This window comes from Synechococcus sp. C9 (assembly GCF_022984075.1).
Classification (GTDB): Bacteria; Cyanobacteriota; Cyanobacteriia; order Gloeomargaritales; family Gloeomargaritaceae; genus Gloeomargarita.
On the sequence record NZ_JALAAD010000001.1, the window covers coordinates 1,060,872 to 1,086,254 of the forward strand.

The 25,383-nt window shown below is 52.1% G+C and carries 28 protein-coding genes; 7 read left to right on the top strand and 21 right to left on the bottom strand.

The window, feature by feature from the left end; all coding sequences use genetic code 11:
* Position 1: 1 nt before the first annotated feature.
* From modB to fdxB, 4 genes are all read right to left on the bottom strand, one after another.
* Positions 2-1,804: a molybdate ABC transporter permease subunit gene (gene modB, locus MLD66_RS05265; RefSeq protein WP_247215889.1), complete on the bottom strand. Its 1,803-nt coding sequence runs from the start codon at positions 1,802-1,804 to the stop codon at positions 2-4.
* On the bottom strand, positions 1,804-2,595 hold the full coding sequence (modA, locus tag MLD66_RS05270; protein ID WP_247215890.1) for a molybdate ABC transporter substrate-binding protein: 792 nt from the start codon (positions 2,593-2,595) through the stop codon (positions 1,804-1,806). The genes modB and modA overlap by 1 nt, the downstream gene beginning before the upstream one ends.
* Positions 2,596-2,868: 273 nt before the next feature.
* On the bottom strand, positions 2,869-3,507 hold the full coding sequence (locus MLD66_RS05275) for a CBS domain-containing protein (RefSeq protein ID WP_247215891.1): 639 nt from the start codon (positions 3,505-3,507) through the stop codon (positions 2,869-2,871).
* Positions 3,508-3,544: 37 nt separating this feature from the next.
* Positions 3,545-3,838 carry a ferredoxin III, nif-specific gene (gene fdxB / locus MLD66_RS05280; protein WP_247215892.1) on the bottom strand — a complete coding sequence of 98 codons (294 nt, stop codon included), beginning with the start codon at positions 3,836-3,838 and terminating at the stop codon, positions 3,545-3,547.
* Between the two features lie 63 nt (positions 3,839-3,901).
* Between fdxB and MLD66_RS05285 the strand changes: the two genes are divergently transcribed.
* Positions 3,902-4,111: a molybdopterin-binding protein gene (locus MLD66_RS05285; RefSeq protein ID WP_247215893.1), complete on the top strand. Its 210-nt coding sequence runs from the start codon at positions 3,902-3,904 to the stop codon at positions 4,109-4,111.
* A gap of 66 nt (positions 4,112-4,177) precedes the next feature.
* Here the strand turns inward: MLD66_RS05285 and MLD66_RS05290 are convergent, their stop codons facing one another.
* The 17 genes from MLD66_RS05290 to nifB form a co-directional block, all read right to left on the bottom strand.
* A complete protein-coding gene (locus tag MLD66_RS05290; RefSeq protein WP_247215894.1) occupies positions 4,178-4,477 on the bottom strand; it encodes a 2Fe-2S iron-sulfur cluster-binding protein in 300 nt (99 codons plus the stop codon).
* 11 nt (positions 4,478-4,488) lie between these two features.
* Positions 4,489-4,809, bottom strand: a complete 321-nt coding sequence (locus tag MLD66_RS05295; protein WP_247215895.1) for an iron-sulfur cluster assembly accessory protein — start codon at positions 4,807-4,809, stop codon at positions 4,489-4,491.
* Between the two features lie 5 nt (positions 4,810-4,814).
* Entirely contained in the window at positions 4,815-5,567 is a 753-nt protein-coding gene (locus MLD66_RS05300) for a HesA/MoeB/ThiF family protein (protein WP_247215896.1), read from the bottom strand.
* A gap of 9 nt (positions 5,568-5,576) precedes the next feature.
* The gene (gene nifW / locus MLD66_RS05305; protein ID WP_247215897.1) at positions 5,577-5,888 is read right to left on the bottom strand and encodes a nitrogenase-stabilizing/protective protein NifW; all 312 of its coding nucleotides are present in this window, start codon (positions 5,886-5,888) and stop codon (positions 5,577-5,579) included.
* A complete protein-coding gene (locus MLD66_RS05310; protein WP_247215898.1) occupies positions 5,885-6,106 on the bottom strand; it encodes a CCE_0567 family metalloprotein in 222 nt (73 codons plus the stop codon). The genes nifW and MLD66_RS05310 overlap by 4 nt, the downstream gene beginning before the upstream one ends.
* Positions 6,107-6,124: 18 nt before the next feature.
* A complete protein-coding gene (locus MLD66_RS05315; protein WP_247215899.1) occupies positions 6,125-6,571 on the bottom strand; it encodes a NifX-associated nitrogen fixation protein in 447 nt (148 codons plus the stop codon).
* Entirely contained in the window at positions 6,568-6,969 is a 402-nt protein-coding gene (gene nifX / locus MLD66_RS05320) for a nitrogen fixation protein NifX (RefSeq protein ID WP_247215900.1), read from the bottom strand. The genes MLD66_RS05315 and nifX overlap by 4 nt, the downstream gene beginning before the upstream one ends.
* Positions 6,970-7,003: 34 nt before the next feature.
* Positions 7,004-8,281, bottom strand: a complete 1,278-nt coding sequence (gene nifN / locus MLD66_RS05325) for a nitrogenase iron-molybdenum cofactor biosynthesis protein NifN (protein ID WP_247215901.1) — start codon at positions 8,279-8,281, stop codon at positions 7,004-7,006.
* Positions 8,271-9,641: a nitrogenase iron-molybdenum cofactor biosynthesis protein NifE gene (nifE, locus tag MLD66_RS05330; protein ID WP_247215902.1), complete on the bottom strand. Its 1,371-nt coding sequence runs from the start codon at positions 9,639-9,641 to the stop codon at positions 8,271-8,273. The genes nifN and nifE overlap by 11 nt, the downstream gene beginning before the upstream one ends.
* Before the next feature lie 13 nt (positions 9,642-9,654).
* Positions 9,655-9,939 (bottom strand): Mo-dependent nitrogenase C-terminal domain-containing protein, encoded by a 285-nt coding sequence (locus MLD66_RS05335; RefSeq protein WP_247215903.1) that lies wholly within the window; start codon positions 9,937-9,939, stop codon positions 9,655-9,657.
* A gap of 73 nt (positions 9,940-10,012) precedes the next feature.
* A complete protein-coding gene (gene nifK, locus MLD66_RS05340) occupies positions 10,013-11,542 on the bottom strand; it encodes a nitrogenase molybdenum-iron protein subunit beta (protein ID WP_247215904.1) in 1,530 nt (509 codons plus the stop codon).
* Positions 11,543-11,568: 26 nt separating this feature from the next.
* Positions 11,569-13,020 (bottom strand): nitrogenase molybdenum-iron protein alpha chain, encoded by a 1,452-nt coding sequence (gene nifD / locus MLD66_RS05345; protein ID WP_247215905.1) that lies wholly within the window; start codon positions 13,018-13,020, stop codon positions 11,569-11,571.
* A 69-nt stretch (positions 13,021-13,089) separates the two neighbouring features.
* Positions 13,090-13,971, bottom strand: a complete 882-nt coding sequence (gene nifH, locus MLD66_RS05350) for a nitrogenase iron protein (protein ID WP_247218985.1) — start codon at positions 13,969-13,971, stop codon at positions 13,090-13,092.
* A gap of 171 nt (positions 13,972-14,142) precedes the next feature.
* On the bottom strand, positions 14,143-14,970 hold the full coding sequence (gene nifU / locus MLD66_RS05355; RefSeq protein WP_247215906.1) for a Fe-S cluster assembly protein NifU: 828 nt from the start codon (positions 14,968-14,970) through the stop codon (positions 14,143-14,145).
* A 14-nt stretch (positions 14,971-14,984) separates the two neighbouring features.
* Complete coding sequence (gene nifS, locus MLD66_RS05360; protein WP_247215907.1) at positions 14,985-16,181, bottom strand: cysteine desulfurase NifS; 1,197 nt, start codon at positions 16,179-16,181, stop codon at positions 14,985-14,987.
* Positions 16,178-16,447 carry a hypothetical protein gene (locus MLD66_RS05365; RefSeq protein ID WP_247215908.1) on the bottom strand — a complete coding sequence of 90 codons (270 nt, stop codon included), beginning with the start codon at positions 16,445-16,447 and terminating at the stop codon, positions 16,178-16,180. Before MLD66_RS05365 ends, nifS begins: the two co-directional genes overlap by 4 nt.
* Complete coding sequence (gene nifB, locus MLD66_RS05370) at positions 16,428-17,861, bottom strand: nitrogenase cofactor biosynthesis protein NifB (RefSeq protein ID WP_247215909.1); 1,434 nt, start codon at positions 17,859-17,861, stop codon at positions 16,428-16,430. The genes MLD66_RS05365 and nifB overlap by 20 nt, the downstream gene beginning before the upstream one ends.
* A gap of 730 nt (positions 17,862-18,591) precedes the next feature.
* Between nifB and MLD66_RS05375 the strand changes: the two genes are divergently transcribed.
* The 6 genes from MLD66_RS05375 to pflA all read left to right on the top strand — a co-directional run bounded on the left by MLD66_RS05375 (position 18,592) and on the right by pflA (position 25,346).
* Positions 18,592-18,843: an Asr1405/Asl0597 family protein gene (locus MLD66_RS05375; RefSeq protein WP_247215910.1), complete on the top strand. Its 252-nt coding sequence runs from the start codon at positions 18,592-18,594 to the stop codon at positions 18,841-18,843.
* A 145-nt stretch (positions 18,844-18,988) separates the two neighbouring features.
* Positions 18,989-20,125 (top strand): homocitrate synthase, encoded by a 1,137-nt coding sequence (gene nifV / locus MLD66_RS05380; protein ID WP_247215911.1) that lies wholly within the window; start codon positions 18,989-18,991, stop codon positions 20,123-20,125.
* A gap of 1 nt (position 20,126) precedes the next feature.
* Positions 20,127-20,426 carry a nitrogen fixation protein NifZ gene (locus MLD66_RS05385; RefSeq protein ID WP_247215912.1) on the top strand — a complete coding sequence of 100 codons (300 nt, stop codon included), beginning with the start codon at positions 20,127-20,129 and terminating at the stop codon, positions 20,424-20,426.
* Positions 20,427-20,509: 83 nt separating this feature from the next.
* Positions 20,510-22,006, top strand: a complete 1,497-nt coding sequence (locus MLD66_RS05390; protein WP_247215913.1) for a helix-turn-helix transcriptional regulator — start codon at positions 20,510-20,512, stop codon at positions 22,004-22,006.
* 396 nt (positions 22,007-22,402) lie between these two features.
* Positions 22,403-24,631 (top strand): formate C-acetyltransferase, encoded by a 2,229-nt coding sequence (gene pflB / locus MLD66_RS05395; protein WP_348644349.1) that lies wholly within the window; start codon positions 22,403-22,405, stop codon positions 24,629-24,631.
* On the top strand, positions 24,597-25,346 hold the full coding sequence (gene pflA, locus MLD66_RS05400; RefSeq protein WP_247215915.1) for a pyruvate formate-lyase-activating protein: 750 nt from the start codon (positions 24,597-24,599) through the stop codon (positions 25,344-25,346). Before pflB ends, pflA begins: the two co-directional genes overlap by 35 nt.
* Positions 25,347-25,383 lie beyond the last annotated feature (37 nt).

Below are 25,383 nucleotides of genomic sequence, written 5' to 3' on the forward strand. Positions count from 1 at the left end.
TCTAAGATTTGAGCAATAATAACCTGTTACCTGGCAAACTCACCGCCCAAGGGAACGGAGATTCTTTCTGGAGTTGCCATTTCTCTTTGAATAGTTCCGCTTGCAGATGGTAATCGTGGCTACCAGTGGGCGGTTCATGGAGTTTGAGATAGAGGGTCATGCGGTGGGGGGTTTCATTGGTCCATGCCACCCAGGCGGGGAACGTATTGGGTTGGTCGAGGTTATTCCCAAAGGTGAGGTGATGGGCACGGATGCCAATGTGCGTGTATTCAGGGGTGATTGGTTCGGCAATATGCAGGCTACACTGCCAGTCATGGGCGTAAACCGTATGGGCGTTGATGACCTCGATGGCAGAAAAATTTTTACACCCCGTGAGTTGGGCAATGGTCAGGGTACGAGGGTGAGCAAACACGGTGCGCTTGTGATCGCAGGCAATCACTTTTCCCCCAGACATCACCATTAACCTGTCGCAGACCCGATAGAGTTCCTCAAGGTTGTGACTCACAAAGAGGGTACAGCCGCCGTAGTTCGCCAGGGTCTGGATCAACTGCTGTTCCATCTGATGGCGTAGGTGGGTGTCCAGAGCCGAAAACGGTTCATCCAGCAAAAGAGCTTCAGGTTCCGTTGCCAATGCCCGTGCCAGAGCGACCCTTTGTTGCTGTCCCCCCGATAGCTGATGGGGATAGCGGTTCCCCAATCCCGATAGTTGAAAAGCCTCTAGGTAGTGGTGGATGCGTCGCCTGCGCTCCCGTGTGTCCAGGTGTTGGAGTCCAAAACCGATATTTTGGCTGACGGTCAGGTGCGGGAACAGGGCGTAGTGTTGAAAGACCAAACTGACCTTGCGCCGATGGCTAGGGACATGGATGCCCTTTTCCGAGTCAAACAAAGTGCGACCATTGAGGACAATGCGCCCGCAAGTGGGAGTCTCTACCCCAGCAATACACTTGAGGGTCATGCTTTTGCCCGAACCCGACCCCCCCAAAATTCCCAAACGCTCGGACTCCGCCTGAAAAGCCAATTGCAGGGAAAAATCGCCCAGGCGCTTGTGTATGTCCACCTCCAGCCCCGTCCCCTTGACCTTGGCAATGGGAACAGCCGGGTTTGCCCCTGCATACCGAGGTTGCGCCCTAGGAAACTTTTGGGGATGCCCTAGCCATAGATTCACCAAGGCAATCGCCCCAAAGGACAGCCCCATCATTGCCCCTGTCCAGAGCCACGCCTCCGCCACCGCCCCCGCCTCCACCGCGAAGTAAATCGCCATCGGCATCGTCTGGGTTTCCCCCCGAATGTTGCCCGCCAGCATGAGGGTCGCCCCAAATTCCCCCAGTGCCCTGGCAAAAGACAGCACTGTGCCCGCCGCCACCCCCGGCATGGACAAGGGCAAAAGAATCTGCCAAAAGGTACGCCAAGGGTTAGCTCCCAGGGTTTGGGCGACCGCCAACAGGCTGTGATCCACCTGCTCAAATGCTCCCAAAACGGTTTTGTACATCAAAGGGAACGCCACCACCGCCCCTGCGATCACCCCCCCGTACCAAGTAAACACCACCGAAAAATTAAACTGCGCCAGCCAATGCCCCAGCCAGCCATTTTTGCCAAAGAGCACCAACAGGATAAACCCCACCACCGTCGGCGGCAGTACCAAGGGAGCTAAAAAAATTCCCTCCAGCAAAGATTTCCAGCGCCCTCGATAGCCCAACATGGCATAAGCCGTGCCCAGTCCTAAAAAAAAGACCACAACGGTTGCCACCCCGGCGATTCTCAGGGAAATCCAAAAGGGCGAAAAGTCCAGACTACCCCAGTTCATCAACGCACCATGCCAAAACCGTACTTGCTGAAGACAGGGCGGGCGCGGGGGCTACTGAGAAACGCCACATAGGCTTGGGCGGACTTTTGCTCACGACTGGTGGACACCACCCCAATGGGATAGACAATCGGCGCATGGGAGTCCTTGGGGGCGACTGCCACCTGCCTGACCCGTTCGCTAATTTTGGCATCGGTCATAAACACAATCCCCGCATCGGCGTTACCGCTCTCCACCGTCGCCAGCACATTGCGGGCGGTATTGCCCAGCACCAGTTTGGGACGCAGTTGTTCCCAAATGCCCAGGGATCGCAATACTTCCTCAGCATATTGTCCTACAGGAACAGATCGAGGTTCTCCCATAGCAAGGCGCTTCACCTCATTTTCAGTCAATTGGCGAAAATCGGTCAGCTTCAGGGAAGAATTGCGGGGAACCACCAAAGCCAGTTGATTGCTCACCAGACTGCGGCGGGTTTCCGGGAGAATCAGACCCTTGGCTTGCAGGGCATCCATCTGTTTACTGGCACCGGAGATAAACACATCAATGGGCGCACCCCGCTCGATCTGCTGTTGCAAGGCACCGGGGGCAGTAAAACTGTACTTCACCGTGATCCCGGGATGGGCTGATTGAAAAAGGGGCGTGAGTTCTTTTAGGGCATCTTGCAAGCTACTGGCTGACCCCACCAGCAGGGTGACAGGTTCGGCGACCGCCCCACTGGGTAGAGCCAACTTCAGGGCAATGGTCAGGGCGAATGCCAAAAACAAGCAAAGTAATGGACGGAACTTTAAGGTCATAGTTACCAAAGATGATTATAGGGATAAGGTTTCACGATTCAGGGAACCCTTTGGTAGCTTACATAGCAAAATTCATTAATTTTCTCTAAGGGATTTATCCCAGTGAGAATTGCCCCAAAAATCCCTATTTAATTCCTCCCAAATCGGAACAGTTTGGGTGAATGTTAGGTTAACCAATCATGGTTTTTTCCTGTTTGAACATTGGGGAAAAATCGGGGCAGGGCTAAAACATTGCTGTTAGAGACACCAGCCCCTTTCTCCTCAACCTCATGCCTAATCCACTGGGGTAGAAACCGCCAGGTCGTGATGACGCACCCGCAGGATTTCAGGATGTTCCAAACAGTATTGTTGGAACGCAGTCATTTCCACAGGCGAGGTGTTTTCCAAGTAGGCGGCTTCGGCTTGCAGGTCTTCGACAAGTGCCCACGCCTTCACACAGGCATCACTATCAAACCCTTCAGCACTGCAAATAGAACGGGCATTGGCAATCGCCTGGGTCAGATTTCTAGCTAAGACCGAGGATTTGGGATTCTCCAGATAATCGCCCCGGTTGAGAATGTTGGTCAACGTCACCATCCCCAGCAGACTGCCTTGAATCACCGGCGCAACCCGGATGCCCGTATTCGCAAATAGGCGAGCCACATATTCCACTCCTAAATCGGGATTGACCGTGATGCAGGGTTTGGTCATGATTTCATGAATCCGCATCTTGTTGGGGTCTTTCCCATAAGCCACCACCTTGTAAACAATGTCGGTTTGGGTAATAATCCCATAGGCATCATCGGGGTCCCGGACATCCACAATCAAAGCCCCCAGCCCCTTCAGACGCATCAATTTAATCGCCTCAGCAACGGGAGCAGAACCTTTGACCAAGGGTACATCGGTGGTCATAATGTCAATGGCGCGTAACATGGTTGTTCTCCTTTTTGTAAAGATTGGCTAGGGTTGATTAATTCAACGATTGGGGCGCATGGGTGTAGCAATTTTTGGGACAAATACGGGAGCAAGCCTGACAACCAACACACAGTTCAGGGTGGATAATGGTCATCACTTTGCGTTCGCTTTCTTCCTCATCTTCATCCACAAATTCAAATTCATCATTCACCGCCTGTAAATGCAGAACATTTCTGCCACAGACTTTCAAACAGCGACCACAACCCAAACAGCGGGTGATGTCAATGTTTTGCACAAATTTGGGAACCCAGGTGGTGCCCCCTTGGGTCAATGCAGTTAAGTAAGCCATGATACAGTCCTCATCTGAATTAAGTGTTAGGGTACACAGGTCATTTCAATTCCAAGAACAAACATGAAACTGAGTGCACGCAATGTGTTCAAAGGCAATGTGAAAAAATTGGTAACCGGGATGGTTTCCACTGAAGTTACCTTAGAAATTGCCCCTGACCTAGAGATTACTGCTATCATCAGCAAAGCCTCGGCGGAAGGGTTGGGACTGGCTGAGGGCAAATCAGCTTACGCCCTAGTCAAAGCCTCAGATGTGCTGATCGCCGTGGATTAGGGGGATAGCGGGGGTAATGGCTACCCATTTCTGCCTGGTTCGCAAGGAAGACCATAGTCATTGTCCTCAAACGAGATAGGCTTCTTGGTGGGTGCGAAAGGTGCAATCGGAGCGGGGATAGGCAACACACAACAGCACAAATCCCTTTTCGATTTGCTCCTCATCCAAAAAGTTTTGATCGGATTGATCCACTTCCCCTTCGACGATTTTGGCAACGCAACTCGAGCAGGAACCGGCACGGCAGGAAAAAGGTAAATCAATTCCCTGGTCTTCAGCGGCATCCAGGATGTAAGTATCTTCATCCACAGGAAAAGTGACATCAAGGTTGCGTTTTTTGTTAATCAGGTGGACTTGGTAGGTGGTCATGGTTTTTACCTCTAGGAACTGGGACAAGTTTCTGGGGAAAAGGATTTGCCGCAACTACAACTGTCAGGATGCTGGAAGGTGAATCCACTGTTAATCAATCCCTCCACATAGTCCATCACCACCGCTTCTAAATAGGGCAGACTTTGGCGGTCAATGTAGATGGGCAAATCCGGGAAGGACTGCAAAACGTCATCCGGGTTGGCTTGATGAATGATTTTCAGGTCATAGGTGAAGCCTTTACAACCGCCGGGTAAGGCTTTGATGCGAAAGGCACGACCGGGTTGGGGCAAAAGAGAACGCAATTTGTTTTGAGCGTTGGCAGTGATTTGCATAGTCCTTACTCCTGAAAAAGATGGCTACAAACTGGACATTGGGGCTCCCGAAAGGTGCGTAGTTTTTGAAAATGGAGTGCGTTTAAATTCATCACGAATAGTTCTCCCAAAAGGGTAGGAGCAATGCCGGTGATGAACTTAATCACCTCCAGGGCAGTCAGACACGCCAAAGTGCCAGAAACCGCCCCTAGCACCCCAAAACCACGCCGATCCCAAGGGGGAAATTCGGGATAGAGACAACGCAGACAGGGAGTTTTTCCAGGTACGATTGTGGTCAGGTAGGCGGACATTTCATCCATCGCTGATTCCACGAAGGGTTTGCCCTGTTCTACGCAGGTTTGATTGAGTAAAGAGCGCTCCTCAAAGTTGTGGGCGCAACTGACCGCTAAATCACACTTTTCTATCAGCGACACCCGATTTTTTTCGGTCAAATACTCAGGAACCGCCTCAATCACCACATCGGGATTGATGGATTGCAAGGTATTTTTTGCCTGCCAAACCCTGGGTTTGCCTACCCAATCGTGGGTCATCAGCACTTGGCGATTCATGTCATCGAGGCGCAAATTCCCACCCCGCACCAAAATTAGTTTGCCGATCCCCGCCACCGCCAAATAGAGGGCGACGGTTCCCCCCAACCCACCCACTCCCGTAATCAAGACCGTGGATTGCTTGAGGGCAATCTGGGCTGACTCGCCAAAGTTGGGCAGTTGCATCTGGCGGCGATAGCGTTCCAGTTCCTGGGGGGATAGGGCGACCATCTGCGTTCCTCACTCTTCCTTGATTTCTGACACCAGCACCACATTGGGCTTGGCATCTTGGAAGACCTTGAACAGTTTCTGCTCTGGGGCGGAAGAGGACAAAAACAGTTCATAGGCGGCTTGCAATGCCTCACGATAGCGGTCGAGTCTTGTCTGGGGATCAAGAGTTTCTTGGTCAATTTCTGCCTTCAGTTGGGAGAATTTTTGCAGGATGTGCAAGCGATTCACATTCACTACCTTGGGATCGTAGGGCAGTGCCAGAAATTGAAAGAAATCCTCGGCATTGGTGAGTTTGTTGAATTCCTCTAGGGTGCCTGTCATGGTGTGCGCTCCAATTTTGCAAGCTGTTTTTTGAGGCAATCAATCTGGTGGAAAATCTCATAGGTTTGACTTGCCACCGTCATCAATTGCTCGTAGTTGGTCGGCAATCCCTCTGCGAGGTCATGTAAGTCCATCTTCATCTGTCCCGCTTTGCTATTCAGGCGACGAATTTGGCTTTTTAACTCCTCTACGCTGAGGTTTTCTACGGTTTGCGTCATGGCGTTTTCCCCCATCCTTTAGGCTTCAGCAACTTCGGGAAACTTTTGAATGAGGTCAACACCGGATCGCACGGCTTTTTCTCCCTCCTGTGCCAACTGCTCTAGGCTGGTAAAACCGAAGCGTTGGGCATCGCGCAGGGTGCGGGTAACCGCGAGGAGTTTGCCGCTAAAAACTAATGCCCAACCAAACCCTTCCTCATTCACATTGATAACAACCTGCATCAATTTGCCGGTTTGCCGTTCAATTTCCCTGGCAATTGCCCCATAGAAGTAGGTGATTCTGCCTTTGGTAACCGGATCAACCGGGGTATCTACGGGGATTTTGCGCTTCTCTTCTTTGCTGAGAATGTAGGGTTTGAGCAGTAGTTCATCACTCCAACTGCGATAAACGCCATAGGGGTCTTGGGCACGAATTTGAGAAACTAATGCCTGTACAAAAGTCGAATTGGTAACATCGGTAATCATAGGTCTTCCTCCGTAAATTGGGGTTTGAGTCCCAGGGCTTTGCGTAACCAAGGGGGTGGGCTGGTCTTTAGGGTGCTGACCAAACGATCCAGCAGGGCGGTAATGCTGTCCTCCTCCGATTGGGATTTGATGGGCGTGATGCCTTGATTGATCAAACGGGCGGCGGCACTACCCCCGATCGCTGAAACATAGACAATTTTGCAGTCCTGACAACTTTGCAGAAATTCCAATTTTGGCACCAATTTATCCTCGTTACCATCTTCCGCACTCTGGGGGAAGGAATGGTGTTCTACTAAGGCGTATCCTTGCGGCGAAACCTCATAGACGGATAGGGTTTCTGCCCAACCAAAATGGGCATTGATGTGTTCGCCGTCCATCGTAGCAAAAGCAACTTTCATGGTGGTTCTCCTAAGCAAAATGACACAATCAAATTCAATGGGTCTCCGCTTCAATGAGCAAATTCCCAAGGTCAAACAACAACTGGGTGGTTCCCCGATAACCCACATAGGAACGCAATCCATTGCCTAAGCGGTCAAAGATGGGAAAACCTAAACGCAACAGGGGAATTCCCAAGGTTTTGGCAATGCCAGCCCCCCGAGAATTGGTAATCAGTAAATCCGCTCCCTGGGCATGGGTTTCCAGGTCATGCAGATCACCGATAATCACTTGCTCACAGGGCAGTTTTTCTAACTGTGGGGAACGGGTGGGGGAAACCGCCACCTGGATCATCGCTCCCATACTCACGAGAAACTGACTGATGCCATAGAGCAAATCTGGTTCCAAAGCGAGGGCAATGCGTTTGCCGCCTAGGTAGAAATGGGTATCCAGCATGGCATCCAACAATTGCCTTCTTTGCCAGGGATACTGGGCAGGTACACCACAGCCGCTCCATTCCATCAGGCACTGAATTAGGCAATCGCTTGCCTCCAAACCCGTTACAGTTGGGAATAGTTTGTAGGGCACTTGGAAGCGTTCCTGCCAAATTTTGCCCGCCTGTCGCATGGATTCCCCGATCGCCAGCACAAACGCCGATCGCCCCGATACCTGCAATTCCTCCAGCGTTACCCCGCCCGTGGAAACTCCCTGATAGCTATCCGCCAGATGCCCATCCATAGAAGTAGAAAGGTCTGGGATGGCGATGGGAAGCAAGTGGAAATCCCGCACCAACTGCTTCAGGTCAGCCACTTCCCCAGGGGTCAAATCTGAGCCAATCAGCAGGGTAACTTGTCGGGTGTGCAGTGCGCCCTCTTGGGGAATGGTTTTGACGATCGCTTCCACCGCGCGGCTGTAGCCATCACTCAGGGAGCCATAGAAGTCTGGTGTATTGGCATAGACTACAGGAATGGGAAGCTCGCAGGTGCGTAAAATCCCCGCTACATCTTCTCCCCTAGCTTCCGAAAGCGCAGTGGAACATAACCCAATCAGTTTAGGGTGAGACTGTTCAATCAGCACCTTGAGACTCTGTTTGATATTGTCCTCACCCCCCAAAATCGTGGACACCTCCGACAGGGCGGTGGTCGCCAAGGGAATTGCCTCCCGGTAGTGGCGTACTAACATTACCTTGGCAAAGGCAGTACAGCCTTGGGAACCATGGAATAGGGGAATGGCTCCCTTAATTCCTAAGAAGGCTAACGCCGCTCCCAGCGGTTGGCTCAGCTTGAGGGGCTTAACCGCTACGGGTTTGGAAGTGACCATTACCTTATTCATCATCCACCTCCCATGGTGCTGGCTGGCGAATTTGCGCCCAGATGGGGCTATAGAGGGCATTAGTCAATTCTTGGGCGAGGGTAATCATTCCCTCATAACCTGCGTAGCCCTTATGCCGCTCTTGATTAATGTCTAGGAAAGGAATGCGCGCTTTCAGGGCAGTGTACTGGTTCCTGCCGCCAGCGATCAGCATATCTGCCTTGGTACGCCGAATGACTTCCAATAACTCCTTAGCTCCACCTCCCTCGATCGTGATGCCATCCGTCCCCAGTAACTCCTTAATGCGGGCTTTATCCTCTGCTGTGCTTTTTTTGGTACTGGTGGCAACCACCTTGATCCCCAAGTCCTGAGCGGCTGAGATCACCGACCAACTCTTCACTCCACCCGTATAGAGCACTATTTTTTTGCCCGCCAATTGGGCACGGTAGGGAGCGAGGGCTTGGTCTAACTTCTGTGTTTCCTCAGCAATGAGGGCTTCTACTTTAGCAGTGAGTTCGGGGTCTTGGAAATGCTGGGCAATTTGCCGCAGACATTGATTCATATCAGAAATGCCATAGAAGGAACATTCTATGAAAGGAATGCCATAGCGTTCTTGCATCTTGCGGGCGACATTTAGAAGAGCCTTAGAACAAATCACCAAATTGAGGTGGGCATGGTGGGCATAGGTAATTTCCTGATAACGGGCATCCCCAGTCATTTTTGCTAATACCTGAATCCCCAGCCGTTCAAAGAGAGATAGAACATTCCACATCTCGCCAGCGATGTTGTATTCGCCAATCAAATTAATAACAAACTTGCCCAAGGTAGGTGGTTCTCCCGTGCCGATGACATAATCGAGGAGCGCTTCCCCTGCCAAGCGATTGCCCAGATTTTTACTCCCCACAAACCCCGGTGCCATTACAGGAATGACAGGCAGATTGAGTTTTTCCCGTGCCGTTTTGCACACCGCTTCCACATCCTCCCCTGTCAGAGCTGGCACACAGGTGCAATAGACAAAAATGCCAGCGGGCTGATAGTTCTGAGCAATGTATTTGATGGATTGATAGAGGCGTTTTTCGCCCCCCATGATGATGTCCTGTTCACTCAGATCGGTGGTAAACCCCGTTTGGAACAGGTTGGAACCAGAGGACAAACTGCCTCGCCCGCCCCAAGAGTTTCCCGCACAGGCGATGGGACCATGTACCAAATGGGCGCAGTCCGTAATTGGCACAAGGGTAATGCTGGCACCGTCAAAAGCGCATCCCCCCTGGGCTGAACCAGGTTTTGCCTGTTGGGAACAACTGCGGTTCTTTTTGTCCCCGTGGTGGTGATTGTGTCCACAGGCAGGTTCCGTAAGTAATTGATTGATTTTGGCTTGTAACATCTCGACCCTCCTCCTATGGCTCTAAATAGGGAGTTACATCTATCTCCAACGCCGTGAGATAATCGAGGGCACGCAGACGCAGAGCTACCACCTCGTTATAGAGAGGATTGAGTTGGCACAGGGGCGGGATGTGAATCTTTTTACCTGCTACATAGAAGGTGCGCTCAAAGGGGCAACGGCTGGGGATCAACCGACAAATCCAGTGGGCGGTGCGGGAATTGGTCACCTGTATCCCATTGAGGGCTTGCCGCAAAGGATAGAGCCAATCTTTGGGAGTCTCAAAAACCAGGGTGTGCATAGGGTTCCCTCCAAGGGGTGTGGTGGTTAATCCCCATTCCCTTGTTCAGAGTTTGGGGATAACCAGTGAGTAATTAACGGATCAAATCAAAGGAAATGTCCGTTTTCGCAGGGATGATGGTCTGGCGATCCAGCTCATCTAAGACCGTATTCACGATCCAGTTGAGCAGGTTAATCGCTCCCTGATACCCCAGCGTGGGGTAGCGGTGTAGGTGATGGCGATCAAACAGGGGATAGCCAATCCGCACCAAGGGAGTTTTGGTATCTCGCCAGAGGTATTTGCCGTAGGAATTGCCGATGAGCAGGTCAACGGGTTCCGTAAACATTAGGGATCGCAAATGCCACAGGTCTTTCCCGCCCCAGACAGTAGCTTCCTTGCCGTTGGGATAGCTGTCCAGCAATGCCTTAGCTTCCGCTTCAAAGGTGGTATTGCTGTTGGTGACCACGATGTGTACGGGTTCCATGCCCATTTCCAGGGTGAAAGCCAGTAGCCCCAACACCAAATCCGGATCGCCGTAGATGGCAAAGCGCTTGCCGTGCAACCAGGCTTGGGAATCGGTCATGGCATCCACCGCCCGTCCCCGTTCAATTTCCAACTGGCGGGGAATGGGTTTGCCCGTGAGTTCCGAGAGCTTCATCAAAAAGGCATCCGTGCCCCGAATCCCAAAGGGACGCAGAACTTGGGTGGGTTGTCCCCAATCGGTTTGAATGAACGCTCTGGTCTTCTCAGTGGAATAGGCTTGCAGGGAAATCGTCCCTTCGGCATTCACCGCATCCCGGGCTTCCGCCAGGGTGGTCTTGCCGTTGTACATCACAAATTCCCCTTCATTGGGCGAATCGAAGGAGTCGGAATTGTCCGCCAAGATGGTGTGGGGAATGTCCATCAGGTTGAGGATGCGATCCAGTTCCCGATTGTTGGTGACATAGGTGTCAAAACCGGGGATGAAATTCCATTTGCCATTGGAACCCGTCTTTTCTCCCCCCAACTCGGTGAGAATCCCCTTGAGCATATTGTCGTAGCCCGTGATGTGGGAGCCGACAAAGCTGGGGGTGTGGGCATAGGGCACCGGGAACTCTTTGGGAATCGCCCCCTCATTTTTGGCAGTTGTGATGAATGCCCCCAAGTCATCCCCAATCACTTCCGCCATGCAGGTGGTGCACAGGGCGATCATGGTGGGTTTGTAGAGGGTGTAGGAATTCGCCAACCCCTCGATCATGTTCTTCAAGCCCCCAAAGACAGCGGCATCTTCGGTCATGGAAGAGGAAACCGCCGAGAAGGGTTCCTTGAAGTGGCGGGTGAGGTGGGTGCGGAAGTACGCCACACAGCCCTGGGAACCATGCACAAAGGGTAATGTCCCCTCAAACCCAGCGGCAGCAAAGATAGCGCCAAGGGGTTGGCAGGCTTTGGCGGGGTTGACGGTGAGGGCTTCCCGGGCGAAGTTCTTTTCCCGATAGTCCCAGCTTTTTGTCCATTCCGCCACCCGTTGGACTTCCTCAGGGCTGTGGCAATTTTCAAACTCCCGCTTGCGAGCAAACAACTCCTGATACTCCGGCTGGTGAAACAGGCGGGCGTGATCGTTAATCTTTTCGACATTTTGAGACATGACAGTTCTCCTGCTAAATGGGGTGATTAGGCGGTCTTCCAAGGGGCATTGACCAATCCCCAGGTGGGACTATTGAGCGCCAAGTCCATGTCTCTGGCGAAAATGGCAAAACCATCGTAGCCGTGGTACGGACCGGAATAATCCCAAGAGTGCATCTGCCGGAAGGGAAGCGCCATCTTTTGGAAGACATACTTCTCTTTGATGCCAGCGGCGATCAGGTCGGGCTTCAGCTTGCGGGCAAATTCCTCAAATTCGTAGGCGGTCACATCGTCGTAGATCAGCGTGCCGGGGTCGGTATAGTGGGTCGTGCGCTGGTAATCGTCCCCGTGCCCAAACTCGTACCCGGTGCCGATCACTTCCATCCCCAAATCCCGGAAGGCGGGAATCACGTGGCGGGGACGCAAGCCACCCACCATCAGCATCACCCGTTTGCCCTCCAAGCGAGGACGATATTTGGCAATCACCGCATCGGTCTGGGGCTGGTACTTGGCAATCACCTCTTCTGCCTTGGCTTGAATGGTCTCGTCAAAACGAGAGGCGATCTCCCGCAGGGAACGGGCAATCTCGGTAGGACCAAAGAAGTTGTACTCCAGCCAGGGGATGCCGTATTTTTCCTCCATGTGGCGGCAGAGGTAGTTCATCGAGCGATAGCAGTGGATCAGATTGATTTTTGCCCGATGGCTGAGCATCACCTCATGGAGGGTGCCGTCCCCAGAGAATTGGGAAATCACCCGCAGACCGATCTCTTCCAAGAGAATCCGGGAAGACCAGGCATCCCCCCCGATGTTGTAATCCCCGATCACGCTGACATCATAGGGAGAAGGGGTGAAACCGAGTTCTTCGTTGGGAATTTTCTCCGATTTGGAAAACACCCAGTCCCGCACCGTGTCATTAGCAATGTGGTGCCCGAGGGATTGGGAAACGCCCCGGAAGCCTTCGCACCGTACAGGCACAACGGGCTTGCCGATCTGTTTGCTCTTTTTCTTGGCGACCGCTTCAATGTCATCGCCGATCAGACCGATGGGGCATTCGGATTCGATGGTGACCCCTTGACTGAGGGGAAACAGGGTTTCCAGTTCGTCAATGAGTTTAGCCAGCTTTTTGTCGCCCCCGAAAACAATATCCCGCTCTTGGAAGTCGCTGGTAAACTGCATGGTGCCGAAGGTATCTACCCCCGTCGTACCGATGTAGTAGTTGCGGCGACCCGACCAGGAGTAGTAACCGCACCCCACTGGACCGTGGCTCAGGTGAATCATGTCTTTGACGGGACCCCAGACCACCCCTTTGGCACCGGCGTAGGCACAGCCCCTAGTGGTCATTACCCCAGGCACGGATTTGATGTTGGATTTCACGCCGCAGTCGGATTTGCCTTCTTCGGTGACATTCAGGTGCTTTTCCCGCTTTTTGCGCGACTTTTCAGGATATGCCTCGAGCACCTCCTTGATAATTTGTCGCTTTTCGTCTTGAGTGTATGTCATGGTATTGTCCTCTTGGTAGTGGGTGGTTCAACCCCTCCCCAAGGCGGGAAGGGGCTGAGATTGGGTTAGTTAGACATTGACCAGTTGCTTGCCTTGGTCTTGGGCAATCGCCTTTTGGTATTCCTCTTCGCCGCCGAGGATGCCGTATTCCACCAGCAGTTCTTCCAACTCGTCCATCGAAATGGGCGTGGGCACACTGAGGTTTTTGTTGTCAATGATCTTGCGGGCAAGCTGACGGTATTCCTCCGCCTGTTGGCTGTCGGGGGCGTACTCAATCACGGTCATGCGGCGCAGTTCGGCGTGTTGCACGATGTTGTCCCGGGGGACAAAGTGAATCATCTGGGTATTGAGCCGTTTGGCGAGGGTTTCGATCAATTCCAATTCCCGGTCCACCTTGCGGCTGTTGCAGATCAAGCCACCGAGGCGCACCCCACCGGAATGGGCGTATTTGAGAATCCCCCGGGCGATATTGTTGGCGGCATACATCGCCATCATTTCCCCAGAAACCACGATGTAGATTTCCTGGGCTTTCCCTTCCCGAATCGGCATGGCAAACCCACCGCAGACCACATCCCCCAACACGTCGTAGGAGACAAAATCAATGTCTTCGTAGGCACCGTTTTCTTCCAGGAAGTTGATGGCGGTGATGATCCCCCGACCAGCGCAACCCACCCCCGGTTCGGGTCCACCGGACTCCACGCATTTAACGCCCCGATAGCCGGTCAGCAAAACTTCCGAGAGTTCCAAGTCCTCCACCGTACCCCGCTCAGCCGCCAAGTGCAAAATGGTGGTTTGGGCTTTGCTGTGGAGCATCAGGCGGGTGGAGTCGGCTTTGGGGTCGCATCCCACGATCATCACCCGTTGTCCCAGTTCCGCCATACCGGCAATCGCATTTTGGGAGGTGGTGGATTTACCGATCCCGCCCTTGCCGTAGAAAGCAATCTGTCTGATTTGGTCCGTCATGGTCTTTCTCCTAAAAAATCCAAAGTGAGCAAAATGTGAAACCAACTAATGAATGTTGCCGATGGTCTGAAGGGGGGATAAATTCGCCGGGGGCGAGCGTTCCCCTGGGCTTGAGCATGAAGTGGGTAACATAAAACCTCCGTCAGAAGTGAATCAAAACTAAACCGCTTCTACCGTGAGAGAAGCCAAGACCTCCTGCCGCAACCGCTCTTCGATGAGACCTTTCAGGGTGTCTAAACTACTGGCGCAACTGCCACAGGCACCCTTGAGAATCACCAAAACCCGGTCATTTTCCACATCAAACAACTCCACATCACCGCCATCCGCCTGTAGGTAGGGACGCAGGCTCTCCAGGGTGGTTTGAATTTTGTTGATCTTTTGCAGATTGGTCATCCCGGCGGGGAAATGGCAACTCGCCAAAATGTCATCAATGACACTCAAACAGGAACCACAACCCCCCCCTGCCTTGACATAGCTCATCACCTGTTCAGCGGTGGTCAGGCGATTTTCCTTGATCACCTTGCGGAGGCGTTCCCCGCTCACCCCAAAACAGGTACAGACCAAACTGCCTTCATCCTCCTCATGTTCGGGAAGCGCAATGCCCCGATAGTTATAAATGGCTTTTTCCAATGCTTCCTGCCCCATCACCGAACAGTGCATTTTCTGCTCCGGCAAACCTCCTAAATAATTGGCAATATCCCGGTTGGTAATGGCGAGGGCTTCATCCAGGGTCAAACCTTTCACCATTTCCGTCAAGGCGGACGAAGAGGCAATGGCACTGGTACAGCCGAAGGTTTGGAATTTGGCATCCACGATTTTGTCAGAGGCAATCTCAATTTTGAGGTGCAATCTCAGCGCATCCCCGCAGGCGATACTGCCCACTTCCCCACGGGATACCGCATATTCGGGTTCGCCCTGGTCTTCAATCACGCCCTGATTGCGGGGATGGTAAAACAGCTCTAAGACCTTTTCGCTATAGTTCCACATGGTTGTTTCACCTCCTATTTGGGGACAACAGCTTGAGTGCGTTCTTCGATCCAGCCCTGATCCGCCGCATTAAAAGGAGAAAGGGCACGGAGTTGCGCCACGATTCCCGGCAGTACGGCGAGCAACTGCTCCACTTCCGCTTCGGTCGTGTAGCGGGAGAGACTGAAGCGAATGGAACCATGCAAAACGCTGTAGGGAAGCCCCATCGCCCGCAGGACATGGGAAGGTTCTAAAGAATCAGAGGTGCAAGCGGAACCCGAGGACGCACAAATGCCCTCCCGATCCAGCAGGAGGAGGATCGCTTCTCCCTCGATGTACTTGAAGCCAATGTTGGTGGTATTGGGCAAACGGGGACTGCCCTGACCGTTGACCACCGTATCGGGAATCGTCCGCAGGACTGAAGCTTCTAGGTGATCCCGTAGAGCTTGAACCGATTGCATTTGTGCCAGATGCTGTTGTGCCAATAGTGCTGCCTGCCCCAGCCCCACAATCCCCGCCACGTTTTCGGTGCCGCCCCTGCGGTTGCGTTCCTGGTGCCCACCGATGAGCAGGGGACGAAAGCGTACCCCCCGTCGGACGAATAGGGCACCCACCCCCTTGGGCGCATGGAATTTATGCCCCGATAGGGTGAGAAAATCAATAGTACTGTTTTGCAGATGGATGGGAATTTTCCCCACCGCTTGCACCGCATCCACATGGAATAAAGCTCCGTAGGACTTGACTAAAGCACCGATTTGCTCCACCGGGAAAATCACCCCCGTTTCGTTGTTGGCATACATGGTGGAAACGACCGCCGTATCCCCCGTCAAAGCCGCCTCCAATTCCATCAAGTCCAACATTCCTCGGCTATCCACCGAGAGGTAGGTCACCCGGTAGCCCTGTTTTTCCAGGGTCTTGCAGAGATTGAGAACGCAGGCGTGTTCCACTTGGGTGGTGATGATGTGCTTGCGGTCGGGGAAGGTTGCCAACGCCGAACGAATCGCCGCATTATTCCCTTCCGTGCCACAACTGGTGAAAATGATTTCCGAAGGGAGTGCCCCAATCAGGTCTGCCAACTGTTCCCGGGCGGTTTGGACTGCCTTTGCCACCTGTCCACCAAAGCGGTGCATACTGGAAGGATTGCCATAAAACTCGGTCAAATAGGGCAACATGGCGGCTAAAACCCGCTCATCCACCTGGGTGGTGGCGTTGTTATCTAAGTAAATGGTCATGCCCGACCTCCTTTTTGGTGCAAGCGATGGACAAGTTGGTTGTAGTGGGTGAACCATTCCCGCCAGTAGGTGTTGAAATCCTCCAACTGGTAGGGGGAATTGTTGACAAAAATGCCGCCGCAGGGATATTCCTTCAAGCTGTGACAGCGGTCGCATAACTTGGCATCGAGTTGATAGTGGTGGTTACGGTATTGAATCGCCCCCCGGGGACACCGGGCACGGCACTCCGCCCAACTCATGTATTGATTAGTGGCTGTGTAGGGCATGATCCACCTCCATTTGGGTGCGCATAAACTGGGTGTAAAACTTGCGGGCGACGGTTTCAATTACGTCGTAATCTTCAAAGGGTTCAATCCCGCTCTTTCTTAATTTTTCCTGGGGACAACTGCCAATTTTGGAACAGAGCACACCCCGACAATCACTAATCGTTTGGATGATATTTTCCAAAGTTGCCTCTTCCCCATAACCGCTTTGGCAATAGTGATCGATCTTGCGATGGCTGACGAAGTTGACCGTATTCCCATCCACTTCATAGATGAGAAATTCCTTCGCATGACCGAAGTGTTGATTGACCAAGCCACCGCCTTTGCTGGCAACGGCAACCAAAATTTTGGGAGTGGGTTTGACATTTTTGCCCTGAAGTTTGGCTTTTTGTTCTGCCAATTCCATTTTTCGGAGTTCGATGCGGGTATGCGCCAACCGCCGCTGTTCCGTATCGTATTCGGGTTGCATGGTCATGAATTTCTCTTTGGTGAATTCCTGGGAGCGGTCTTCCCCTAATAAACCCACCGCATCCGCCCGACACTGGCGACAATGGCGCATCATTTTCATATTGCCCGCGCACCTATCCTGCAATTCCTTCAGTTCCTTGGGGGTGGGTCCCCGCTGTCCATTTAGCCCAAAATAAGTGCCATGTTCTGGTGCGGAAATCAGGGGCATAATGTTATGCAAAAATGCGCCCCGCTCCCGAATCACCCGATTCACTTCCACCAAATGCTGGTCATTAATGCCGGGAATCATCACCGAATTCACCTTGCAGAGAATGTCCGCTTCCTGGAGTGCCTGCAAACCTTCCTGTTGCCGTTCGAGGAGGATTTTCACCCCTTCGATGCCCTTAATCCGCTTTCTCTGCCAGCGAATCCAAGGATAAATGCGAGCGCCAATTTCTGGGTCAACGGTGTTAATCGTGATCGTCACATGGTCAATGTTCAGTTCCTTGATTTTGTCCACATAGTCCGGCAAATTTAAGCCATTCGTAGAAAGGCAGAGTTTAATATCCGGGGCTTTTTCGGCAATCCGAGCAAAGGTTTCAAAGGTCTGTTTGGGATTTGCCAAGGGATCGCCAGGACCCGCAATGCCCACCACCGTCATCTGCGGAATTTTGCCCGCAATCACCAGTACCTTATGGGCGGCTTCCTCTGGGGTCAGGGTTTCGCTCACCACACCAGGGCGGCTCTCATTGGCACAGTCATATTTGCGATTGCAATAATTGCACTGAATGTTACACGCCGGGGCGACGGCAACGTGCATCCGGGCGTAATGGTGGTGCGCCTCCTCGCTATAACAGGGATGCTTGGCAATACGCTCCTTGATACGTTCATCCCGACTGGCGAGGGTATCGCCGAGATTTTGTTGGGTACATCCGCAATTTTTAGCGGCATTAGCAGGGGGGGGAGTCATGGATAGAGTGCCTGTACGAATCGATTGCACTCGTTATAACACCGCCCCCTTTTGCCGACGGACATCCCCCTGGAAATAACTTGATTAAACCTATTAAAAATGTACTCAGCCCTCCAATCCCTATGCCCCGGGGACATTGATTTTTCTTTTGCCCTAGAGAACGGGTATATTTCCAGGCAGAGTCAGGATATATCTGCGGATTTTTGAGATTAAATGCACTCAGCCAAACCCTTGGCTGGCAAGGATTTCAGGGATAAATCGCCACCGTTTATCAGTGTACTCACCCCCACCTAATCCACTGGTTAAACCCTCCACTGACTTCTGTATAAATAGTAACATAATCCCCGCAAATGGTTACATAAGATACCAAAAATAATGTTAAATTTCTTCTCTGTCGGGCATCTGGTAGTCAATAATACAAATTAGGGTGAGTACAGCCTATTCACCGGCACATTTCCCCGTTGATACGGATGGGGATGAACGTTGCGTTGAGTACACATATTCCTACTTCGGCAACCGGAAATCCATAGAAAACTGCGGAAAACACCCGTACCTGCCCCTGGGATGAGGGGGAGTGCGGGCGAGAACATGGCTTCGGATGGGAGTTTGGGGGATTGGTGCCCCAGATGAGTACATTGCAATAAATCCAATAAAACGATTGGGACTTGGTGCCGGAGCTTAATGCGAGACACTTGCTATAACCAAGCCATCCCATTACGGAGTTTGATTCATGCCAGAGTATGTCTTGACCGACCGCATTGATTCCCTACCCATTGGGGAGCGGTGGAATGTGCGTTTGCGTTTGGAAGAACTAGCGATTAGTTGCGAATGCCGGAAAGATGGTTTGCTGGATATTCACATCAAGAATGCCGACGAAGCATTGTTAGTCCGCATGATTCTTTTGCGGCACCAGACCGCCCGCCCGCAACATTTGGCGTGGTTAGAACGATGTTGGCATTTATCCCCTGTTTCAGGAGTCTAAAACCATGACCACCGTTACTTTTTTGGTAATTTACCTGTTGATTTTTTGGTTGTTTCTCAAAGGCATGTTTGGGAATCAACTCAAATGATTGACCCTCAATTGCTAGGCATCATGCCTTGGTTAATCATCTCGTTTGTGATCAATCATGATTGACCCAATTATCATCAACGATACCACCCTAAGAGATGGGGAACAGACCGCTGGGGTTGCTTTTAATGTGCGGGAAAAATTAGCCATTGCCCGTCTATTAGACCAAATTGGCATTCCCGAATTAGAGGTAGGCATTCCCATCATGGGGGGCGAGGAGGCGGAAGCGATCAAAGCCCTGGTGCAAGCGGGATTAAACGCCCGGTTACTCGGCTGGAATCGCTGTAAAATTTCCGACCTGGAAGCCTCCCTTGCCTGTGGGCTGCAACGGGTGCATATTTCCGTGCCCGTATCGGATGTGCAAATTGCCGTCAAATTTCACAGCAACCGCTGGGCGATGCTTGCCCAACTGAAAAAATGCATCGAGTTTGCCAAAGCCCACGGGCTGTTTGTGGCGGTCGGGGGGGAGGATAGTTCCCGGGCAGACCCGGCGTTTCTCCTGGACGTTGCCCGCTATAGCCAAGCCTGGGGAGCGGAGCGATTTCGCTTCTGTGATACGGTGGGGAGACTTGACCCCTTTGCCACCTACGCACAGATTGAACAATTGACCAGCGCCCTGGAGATTCCGGTGGAAATGCACACCCACAATGACCTGGGAATGGCGGTGGCGAATGCGTTGGCAGGCATCAGAGCCGGGGCGCGCTCGGTGAATACCACGGTGAATGGGTTAGGAGAACGGGCGGGGAATGCGGCACTAGAGGAAGTCGTGATCGCCCTCAAGGAACTCTATGGCATCAAATTACCCATCCGCACGGAGCGTTTTTGGGAACTCTCCCAGGTGGTTGCTCAAGCCGCCAATTGCCCGCCCCCGTTGTGCAAACCCGTGGTGGGTGAAAACACCTTTTCCCACGAATCGGGGATTCATACCCACGGTCTTTTGGTGAATGCCTGCACCTACGAACCCTACCCCCCCGAAGCGGTTGGGCGGCAACGCCGGTTTGTGATTGGCAAACATTCGGGTACCCATTTAATCATTTATCTCCTGCAACAGGAGGGCATCCAGGTTACTCCCCCGCAAGCCCGGGCGATTTTAGCCATCGTGCGCCGTCGGGCTACGGAATCCAAACGGGGGTTATCCCTAGCGGAGTTAGTGGAAATTAGTCAACACATTCGTCAAACCCTGGAGGCATCCTAAAATGAGCCGTTCAGAAATGGAACTCGATGCACCCCCAGTTTTTGAAATTGGTGAGAAAGTCCAACTGACCAAAACCATCCGCAATGACGGCACTTTTTCTGGTCGGGAACTGCGGGATATTCTGGCTCGCAAAGGCGACGTGGGCTATGTTGTGGCGATTGGTACCTTTTTACAATCCTTCTACATCTACAGCGTGCATTTCATTGAGTTGGGGATTGTGGTGGGGTGTCGTGCCTCTGAATTGGCATCCCTAGCCGGGGAAAAAAGTCACACTGGATACCAAAATCCAGAAAAGTCTTAAAAAATAGTAAATATGCTTACTAGATGACAGAAAATTATGGGTTCAGGCGATTAGAGTCTAAACTACTTTAACCGTAACCAATAATGGCTGACCCGAATGTGAATTGCGGGATTTGCCCCGTCCAAACCTTCAGGACACAGGAGGCGGAGGGGTATGTAATACCAGAACCGATTACCCTTTCACCGGTGGATTCAGCTTGCCAACAGGTATCTTCCTGTCTGAGTCATTGGTTCACCGTTCCCCAAGGTAAACCCGCCTCAATTGACTATCCCCAAGCCAATATCACGCTCTATCAAAATGGGAAAAATCAGCCCTTTGCCTCCTGTTTGGTGATTTGGCAAGCCTGTCATGTGATGACCCAAAGACCATACCAGCACTGGCAACCCGCCGGGGAATTCATGACCTATGAATATGAAAGCCGAGCCGGTCGGTTGATTTATCGCCTGCCACGTCAGGGAGCAAAAAATCGGGATATGCGGGTGGTTTTGATCCATTTATTCCTAGCCGCCTGTGCCACCCAAAAAGCCCGTCCTTGGGAAGAAGAAATTGTGATTAATGACCGGATTATTGCTGAATTTTTGGGGCTAAATCAGCGCAAGGATATGAATCGGGTGAAAAAATTGCTTTTAATTGAATCTTTGGTCAGACAAGCCTGCGAATTAGAAGTGGAAATCCATTGGCAGGCAAAAGGCAGGATCAAGGCATTTCATCTACCTGCGGAACCCCTCTGGTTTGCCCGCCCCACCTACCATCTCACCACCACCGAAGACGGTTCCCATTATCTGAGTGGTTTATCGTTCCGAGTGTTAGCAGGTCGTTGGTCAACCTATTTTTTGAATCCCCAACAGGCACGGAGCAAAACCGCCTATTACCAATACGGGTGTCTGCCCATGTCTTTGCCCCCCAAAATCATGTATCTCTGGCAACGGCATGAGGGGGCGGTGGTGATGTTACTGCATTTCCTATTTCGGTTACGAGTTGGGCAAGACCGCAGTGCCAAAATTGCTACCCTATTAAAACTCATCTATGGGGAAGAATCTCTGCAAATTGCTTGGTATAAATCCGACGTGCGGCGCAAGTTAATGACCAGCTTTGAAGCCGATTTAGAACAGCTATTTTACTACGGCATCAAGCCCCTATTTGAGAACAGTACCTATCCTGAGTTCATTCAACCCTGGTGGGTAAGTGCCCAGAATTTACCGGATGATCCAGAGGAAGCACTGAACTACTGGACAGAAGTAGCTCAGGCAGAAAAAGCCATGATCAACTCGAAGCAAAAATGGTCCCAACTCTTAAATGCGGCGATTACCATTCGGGAATTTCCCGAGGATTGGCAAGCGGAAACCCCTAAAAAGGAAATAAAATCCAAAACCAGCCGTAAAGCCACCGCAGTTCATTCGCTCACGGGAGCCATGATCAAACAAGCCAGACTCCGGCAAGGCATTAGTCAAAGACAGCTTTCTACCCTGTTGCATAAAAGTCAAAGCTGGATTCGTGATATTGAATCGGGGAGATATAAAATCAAACCCAAAGATGTACAACTTCTTGCTTCCGTGCTGGTGGATTTACCCCATCCATAATATTGATAATTTGTAACATTACCCTAAGCCATATTGAGAACACGGGTTACAGGGGCACCCCCGCCCTTGGTTCTGGGTAATATGGGTATGCCAACGCTGAGATTTATGGCTACGCCACGCAGGCGATAGGTTGGCTCAAATCATATAGAGATGCCCTGTCGTGAAAATAAAAGGCAATTATTAGAAACGTTCACAAAATTTCACGATAAAATCCTAAAAAAAATCTAACAGAATTATAAAATTCCCGTATAAGGTTGGTGCAGGGGTTAATAATAGGAACAGGGGAATATTACGATGTCCCCAAAGGAAGGGAAACCTATGGGCAAAGAAGGCTTGGAAGCAGGATTTTTGACAGACAATAATTTGGCAGAACTTCCCTCCAAGGAGGGGGGGAAATTGAGAGCAGAGTGGCAAGGATTTCAGCCAAATGTATGGAATGAAAGGGTTGATGTCCGGGACTTCATTCAAACCAACTACACTCCTTACACGGGGGATGGTGCCTTTTTAACAGGACCAACCGATCGGACGGCAAGGCTTTGGGCACAGGTCAAGGAACTCATGCGCCAAGAACGGGAAAAAGGGGTGCTGGATGCGGATACGGCGGTTCCTTCTAGCATCACTGCCCATGCCCCTGGCTACATCGATCGGGAATTGGAACAGGTGGTCGGACTGCAAACGGATAAGCCCCTCAAACGTGCCATCATGCCCTTTGGCGGAATTCGCATGGTCAAAAGTGCCCTGGAGGCATACGGTTATCAGCTTGATCCCCAAACGGAGGCGGTCTTCACCAAGTACCGCAAAACCCATAACGACGGGGTGTTTGATGCCTACACGACGGAAATGCGCAACTGTCGCCGATCGGGGATTATCACCGGTCTGCCCGATGCCTATGGACGGGGACGGATCATCGGGGACTATCGCCGGGTGGCACTCTATGGCACGGAGTTTTTGATCAAGGACAAGCAGGAGCAACTGCGCTCCCTGGAAGGCAATGTCATGGATGAGCCGACCATTCGCCTGCGGGAGGAACTTTCTGAACAAATTAAAGCCCTGAAAGAATTGCAACAGATGGCACAGAGTTACGGGTTTGACATCAGCAAGCCGGCGGCGAATGCCAGGGAAGCCTTCCAGTGGCTCTATTTTGGCTATTTGGCGGCGGTGAAAGAACAAAACGGAGCCGCCATGTCCTTGGGTCGGGTGTCCACGTTCCTCGATATTTATTGCGAACGGGATTTGGCACTAGGGCTGATCACCGAAGCGGAAATCCAGGAGTTGGTGGATCATTTTGTGATGAAGCTCCGTATGGTGCGGTTCCTGAGAACGCCCGATTACAACGAACTGTTTTCCGGCGATCCCACTTGGGTTACAGAAGCGATCGGGGGTGTGGGAGAAGATGGCAGACCCCTGGTGACCAAAAATAGTTTCCGGTTTTTGCAGACCCTCTACAATCTGGGACCCGCCCCGGAACCCAATTTGACAGTGTTGTGGTCAGAACAATTACCCGACAACTTCAAACGTTTCTGCGCCCAAACTTCCGTTGATACCAGTTCCATCCAATACGAGAATGACGACCTGATGCGTCCCTACTTCGGGGATGACTACGGCATTGCCTGCTGTGTGTCGGCGATGCGGATCGGTAAGCAGATGCAGTTTTTTGGTGCCAGGGTAAACTTAGCAAAAGCACTGCTCTACGCGATCAACGGCGGCAGGGATGAAAAGTCGGGGGATCAGGTTGCTCCCGTGATGAATCCAATTACCGACGCAGTGCTGGATTTTGAGGTGGTGAAAGCCCGATTTGCAGAGGTCATAGCCTGGTTAGCCCGCACCTATGTGAATACCCTCAATGTGATTCACTATATGCACGACAAGTACTGCTATGAGCGCATTGAGATGGCACTCCACGATCGGGATGTGTATCGCACGATGGCGTGTGGGATTGCGGGGCTGTCGGTGGTGGCTGATTCCCTGTCTGCGATTAAGTACGCCCAGGTGCAACCCATTCGGGACGACCGGGGTTTAGCCATTGACTTCAAGATCGAGGGCAGTTATCCCACCTACGGCAACAACGACGACCGGGCGGATGAACTGGCAGTCTGGGTGGTGCAGACCATGATGAATGCCCTTAGGCAACAAAAGACCTACCGAGATGCAGTGCCGACCCAATCGGTGTTGACCATTACTTCCAATGTGGTCTATGGCAAAAAGACGGGCACGACCCCCGATGGACGCAAAGCCGGTCAACCCTTTGCCCCCGGTGCCAACCCCATGCACGGGCGGGACTGTTGCGGTGCGCTGGCTTCTTTGGCTTCTGTTGCGAAGTTGCCCTACCAGGACAGCTTGGACGGCATTTCCAATACGTTCTCCATCGTGCCCAAGGCGTTAGGGCGCACGGGAGCCGAACAGGTGAGCAACTTGGTGAATATGCTGGACGGCTATTTCCACGACGGCGGGCATCACTTGAACGTCAATGTACTGCAACGGGAAACCCTCCTGGATGCGATGGAACATCCGGAACAGTATCCCCAACTCACCATCCGGGTATCGGGTTATGCGGTCAACTTTGTCAAACTTACCCGTGAGCAACAGTTAGATGTCATCAGCCGCACCTTCCACGACCGGTGTTAAGGGCAAAATCCATTCCTTTGAGAGCATGGGGACGGTGGATGGTCCCGGTATCCGCTTTGTGGTGTTTACCCAGGGCTGTCCCCTCCGATGCCTCTACTGCCACAATCCCGACTGTCGGACGATCTATGGCGGCAGGGAAATCACCGCAGGGGAAGTGCTTGCCGAAATCCAAAAGTACCGTTCCTACCTGAGGGGCGGCGGGGTGACGGTGAGTGGCGGCGAACCCCTGATGCAACCGGAATTTGTTTCCGCCATCTTTCAAGGTTGCCACGAGTTGGGACTCCATACCGCCCTGGATACCTCTGGCTATTGCCCCGTTGAAGTTGCCCAGCCCGTTTTGGATCATACGGATTTGGTGCTGTTGGATATTAAATCCTTTGATCCCCAAATTTATCAGCGGGTGACCCATGTTTCCCTGGAGCCAACCCTGGCGATGGCAAGGCATTTGAACCGGATTCATAAACCTACCTGGATTCGGTTTGTGTTGGTGCCCGGTCTGACCGATGCGCCCCATAACATTGAGGGATTGGCGGATTTTGTGGCGACCCTTGACAATGTGGAGCGGGTGGAGGTCTTGCCCTTTCATAAAATGGGGGAATACAAATGGGAACAGTTGGGTTTGAACTATTTATTAAAAGATACGCCCGAACCGGAGGAATCCTTAATCAACCAAACCAAAGCCACTTTCCGATCACGAGGACTATTTACCCCTTGATCCCAATCAGAAGCTGAAGTTTCCTAGCAGAAAAGTA

Coding starts and splice junctions, on each gene's coding strand:
- modB (WP_247215889.1), bottom strand. CDS start 1,804: ATGAACTGGGGTAGTCTGGACTTTTCGCCCTTTTGGATTTCCCTGAGA.
- modA (WP_247215890.1), bottom strand. CDS start 2,595: ATGACCTTAAAGTTCCGTCCATTACTTTGCTTGTTTTTGGCATTCGCC.
- MLD66_RS05275 (WP_247215891.1), bottom strand. CDS start 3,507: ATGTTACGCGCCATTGACATTATGACCACCGATGTACCCTTGGTCAAA.
- fdxB (WP_247215892.1), bottom strand. CDS start 3,838: ATGGCTTACTTAACTGCATTGACCCAAGGGGGCACCACCTGGGTTCCC.
- MLD66_RS05285 (WP_247215893.1), top strand. CDS start 3,902: ATGAAACTGAGTGCACGCAATGTGTTCAAAGGCAATGTGAAAAAATTG.
- MLD66_RS05290 (WP_247215894.1), bottom strand. CDS start 4,477: ATGACCACCTACCAAGTCCACCTGATTAACAAAAAACGCAACCTTGAT.
- MLD66_RS05295 (WP_247215895.1), bottom strand. CDS start 4,809: ATGCAAATCACTGCCAACGCTCAAAACAAATTGCGTTCTCTTTTGCCC.
- MLD66_RS05300 (WP_247215896.1), bottom strand. CDS start 5,567: ATGGTCGCCCTATCCCCCCAGGAACTGGAACGCTATCGCCGCCAGATG.
- nifW (WP_247215897.1), bottom strand. CDS start 5,888: ATGACAGGCACCCTAGAGGAATTCAACAAACTCACCAATGCCGAGGAT.
- MLD66_RS05310 (WP_247215898.1), bottom strand. CDS start 6,106: ATGACGCAAACCGTAGAAAACCTCAGCGTAGAGGAGTTAAAAAGCCAA.
- MLD66_RS05315 (WP_247215899.1), bottom strand. CDS start 6,571: ATGATTACCGATGTTACCAATTCGACTTTTGTACAGGCATTAGTTTCT.
- nifX (WP_247215900.1), bottom strand. CDS start 6,969: ATGAAAGTTGCTTTTGCTACGATGGACGGCGAACACATCAATGCCCAT.
- nifN (WP_247215901.1), bottom strand. CDS start 8,281: ATGATGAATAAGGTAATGGTCACTTCCAAACCCGTAGCGGTTAAGCCC.
- nifE (WP_247215902.1), bottom strand. CDS start 9,641: ATGTTACAAGCCAAAATCAATCAATTACTTACGGAACCTGCCTGTGGA.
- MLD66_RS05335 (WP_247215903.1), bottom strand. CDS start 9,939: ATGCACACCCTGGTTTTTGAGACTCCCAAAGATTGGCTCTATCCTTTG.
- nifK (WP_247215904.1), bottom strand. CDS start 11,542: ATGTCTCAAAATGTCGAAAAGATTAACGATCACGCCCGCCTGTTTCAC.
- nifD (WP_247215905.1), bottom strand. CDS start 13,020: ATGACATACACTCAAGACGAAAAGCGACAAATTATCAAGGAGGTGCTC.
- nifU (WP_247215906.1), bottom strand. CDS start 14,970: ATGTGGAACTATAGCGAAAAGGTCTTAGAGCTGTTTTACCATCCCCGC.
- nifS (WP_247215907.1), bottom strand. CDS start 16,181: ATGACCATTTACTTAGATAACAACGCCACCACCCAGGTGGATGAGCGG.
- MLD66_RS05365 (WP_247215908.1), bottom strand. CDS start 16,447: ATGCCCTACACAGCCACTAATCAATACATGAGTTGGGCGGAGTGCCGT.
- nifB (WP_247215909.1), bottom strand. CDS start 17,861: ATGACTCCCCCCCCTGCTAATGCCGCTAAAAATTGCGGATGTACCCAA.
- MLD66_RS05375 (WP_247215910.1), top strand. CDS start 18,592: ATGCCAGAGTATGTCTTGACCGACCGCATTGATTCCCTACCCATTGGG.
- nifV (WP_247215911.1), top strand. CDS start 18,989: ATGATTGACCCAATTATCATCAACGATACCACCCTAAGAGATGGGGAA.
- MLD66_RS05385 (WP_247215912.1), top strand. CDS start 20,127: ATGAGCCGTTCAGAAATGGAACTCGATGCACCCCCAGTTTTTGAAATT.
- MLD66_RS05390 (WP_247215913.1), top strand. CDS start 20,510: ATGGCTGACCCGAATGTGAATTGCGGGATTTGCCCCGTCCAAACCTTC.
- pflA (WP_247215915.1), top strand. CDS start 24,597: ATGTCATCAGCCGCACCTTCCACGACCGGTGTTAAGGGCAAAATCCAT.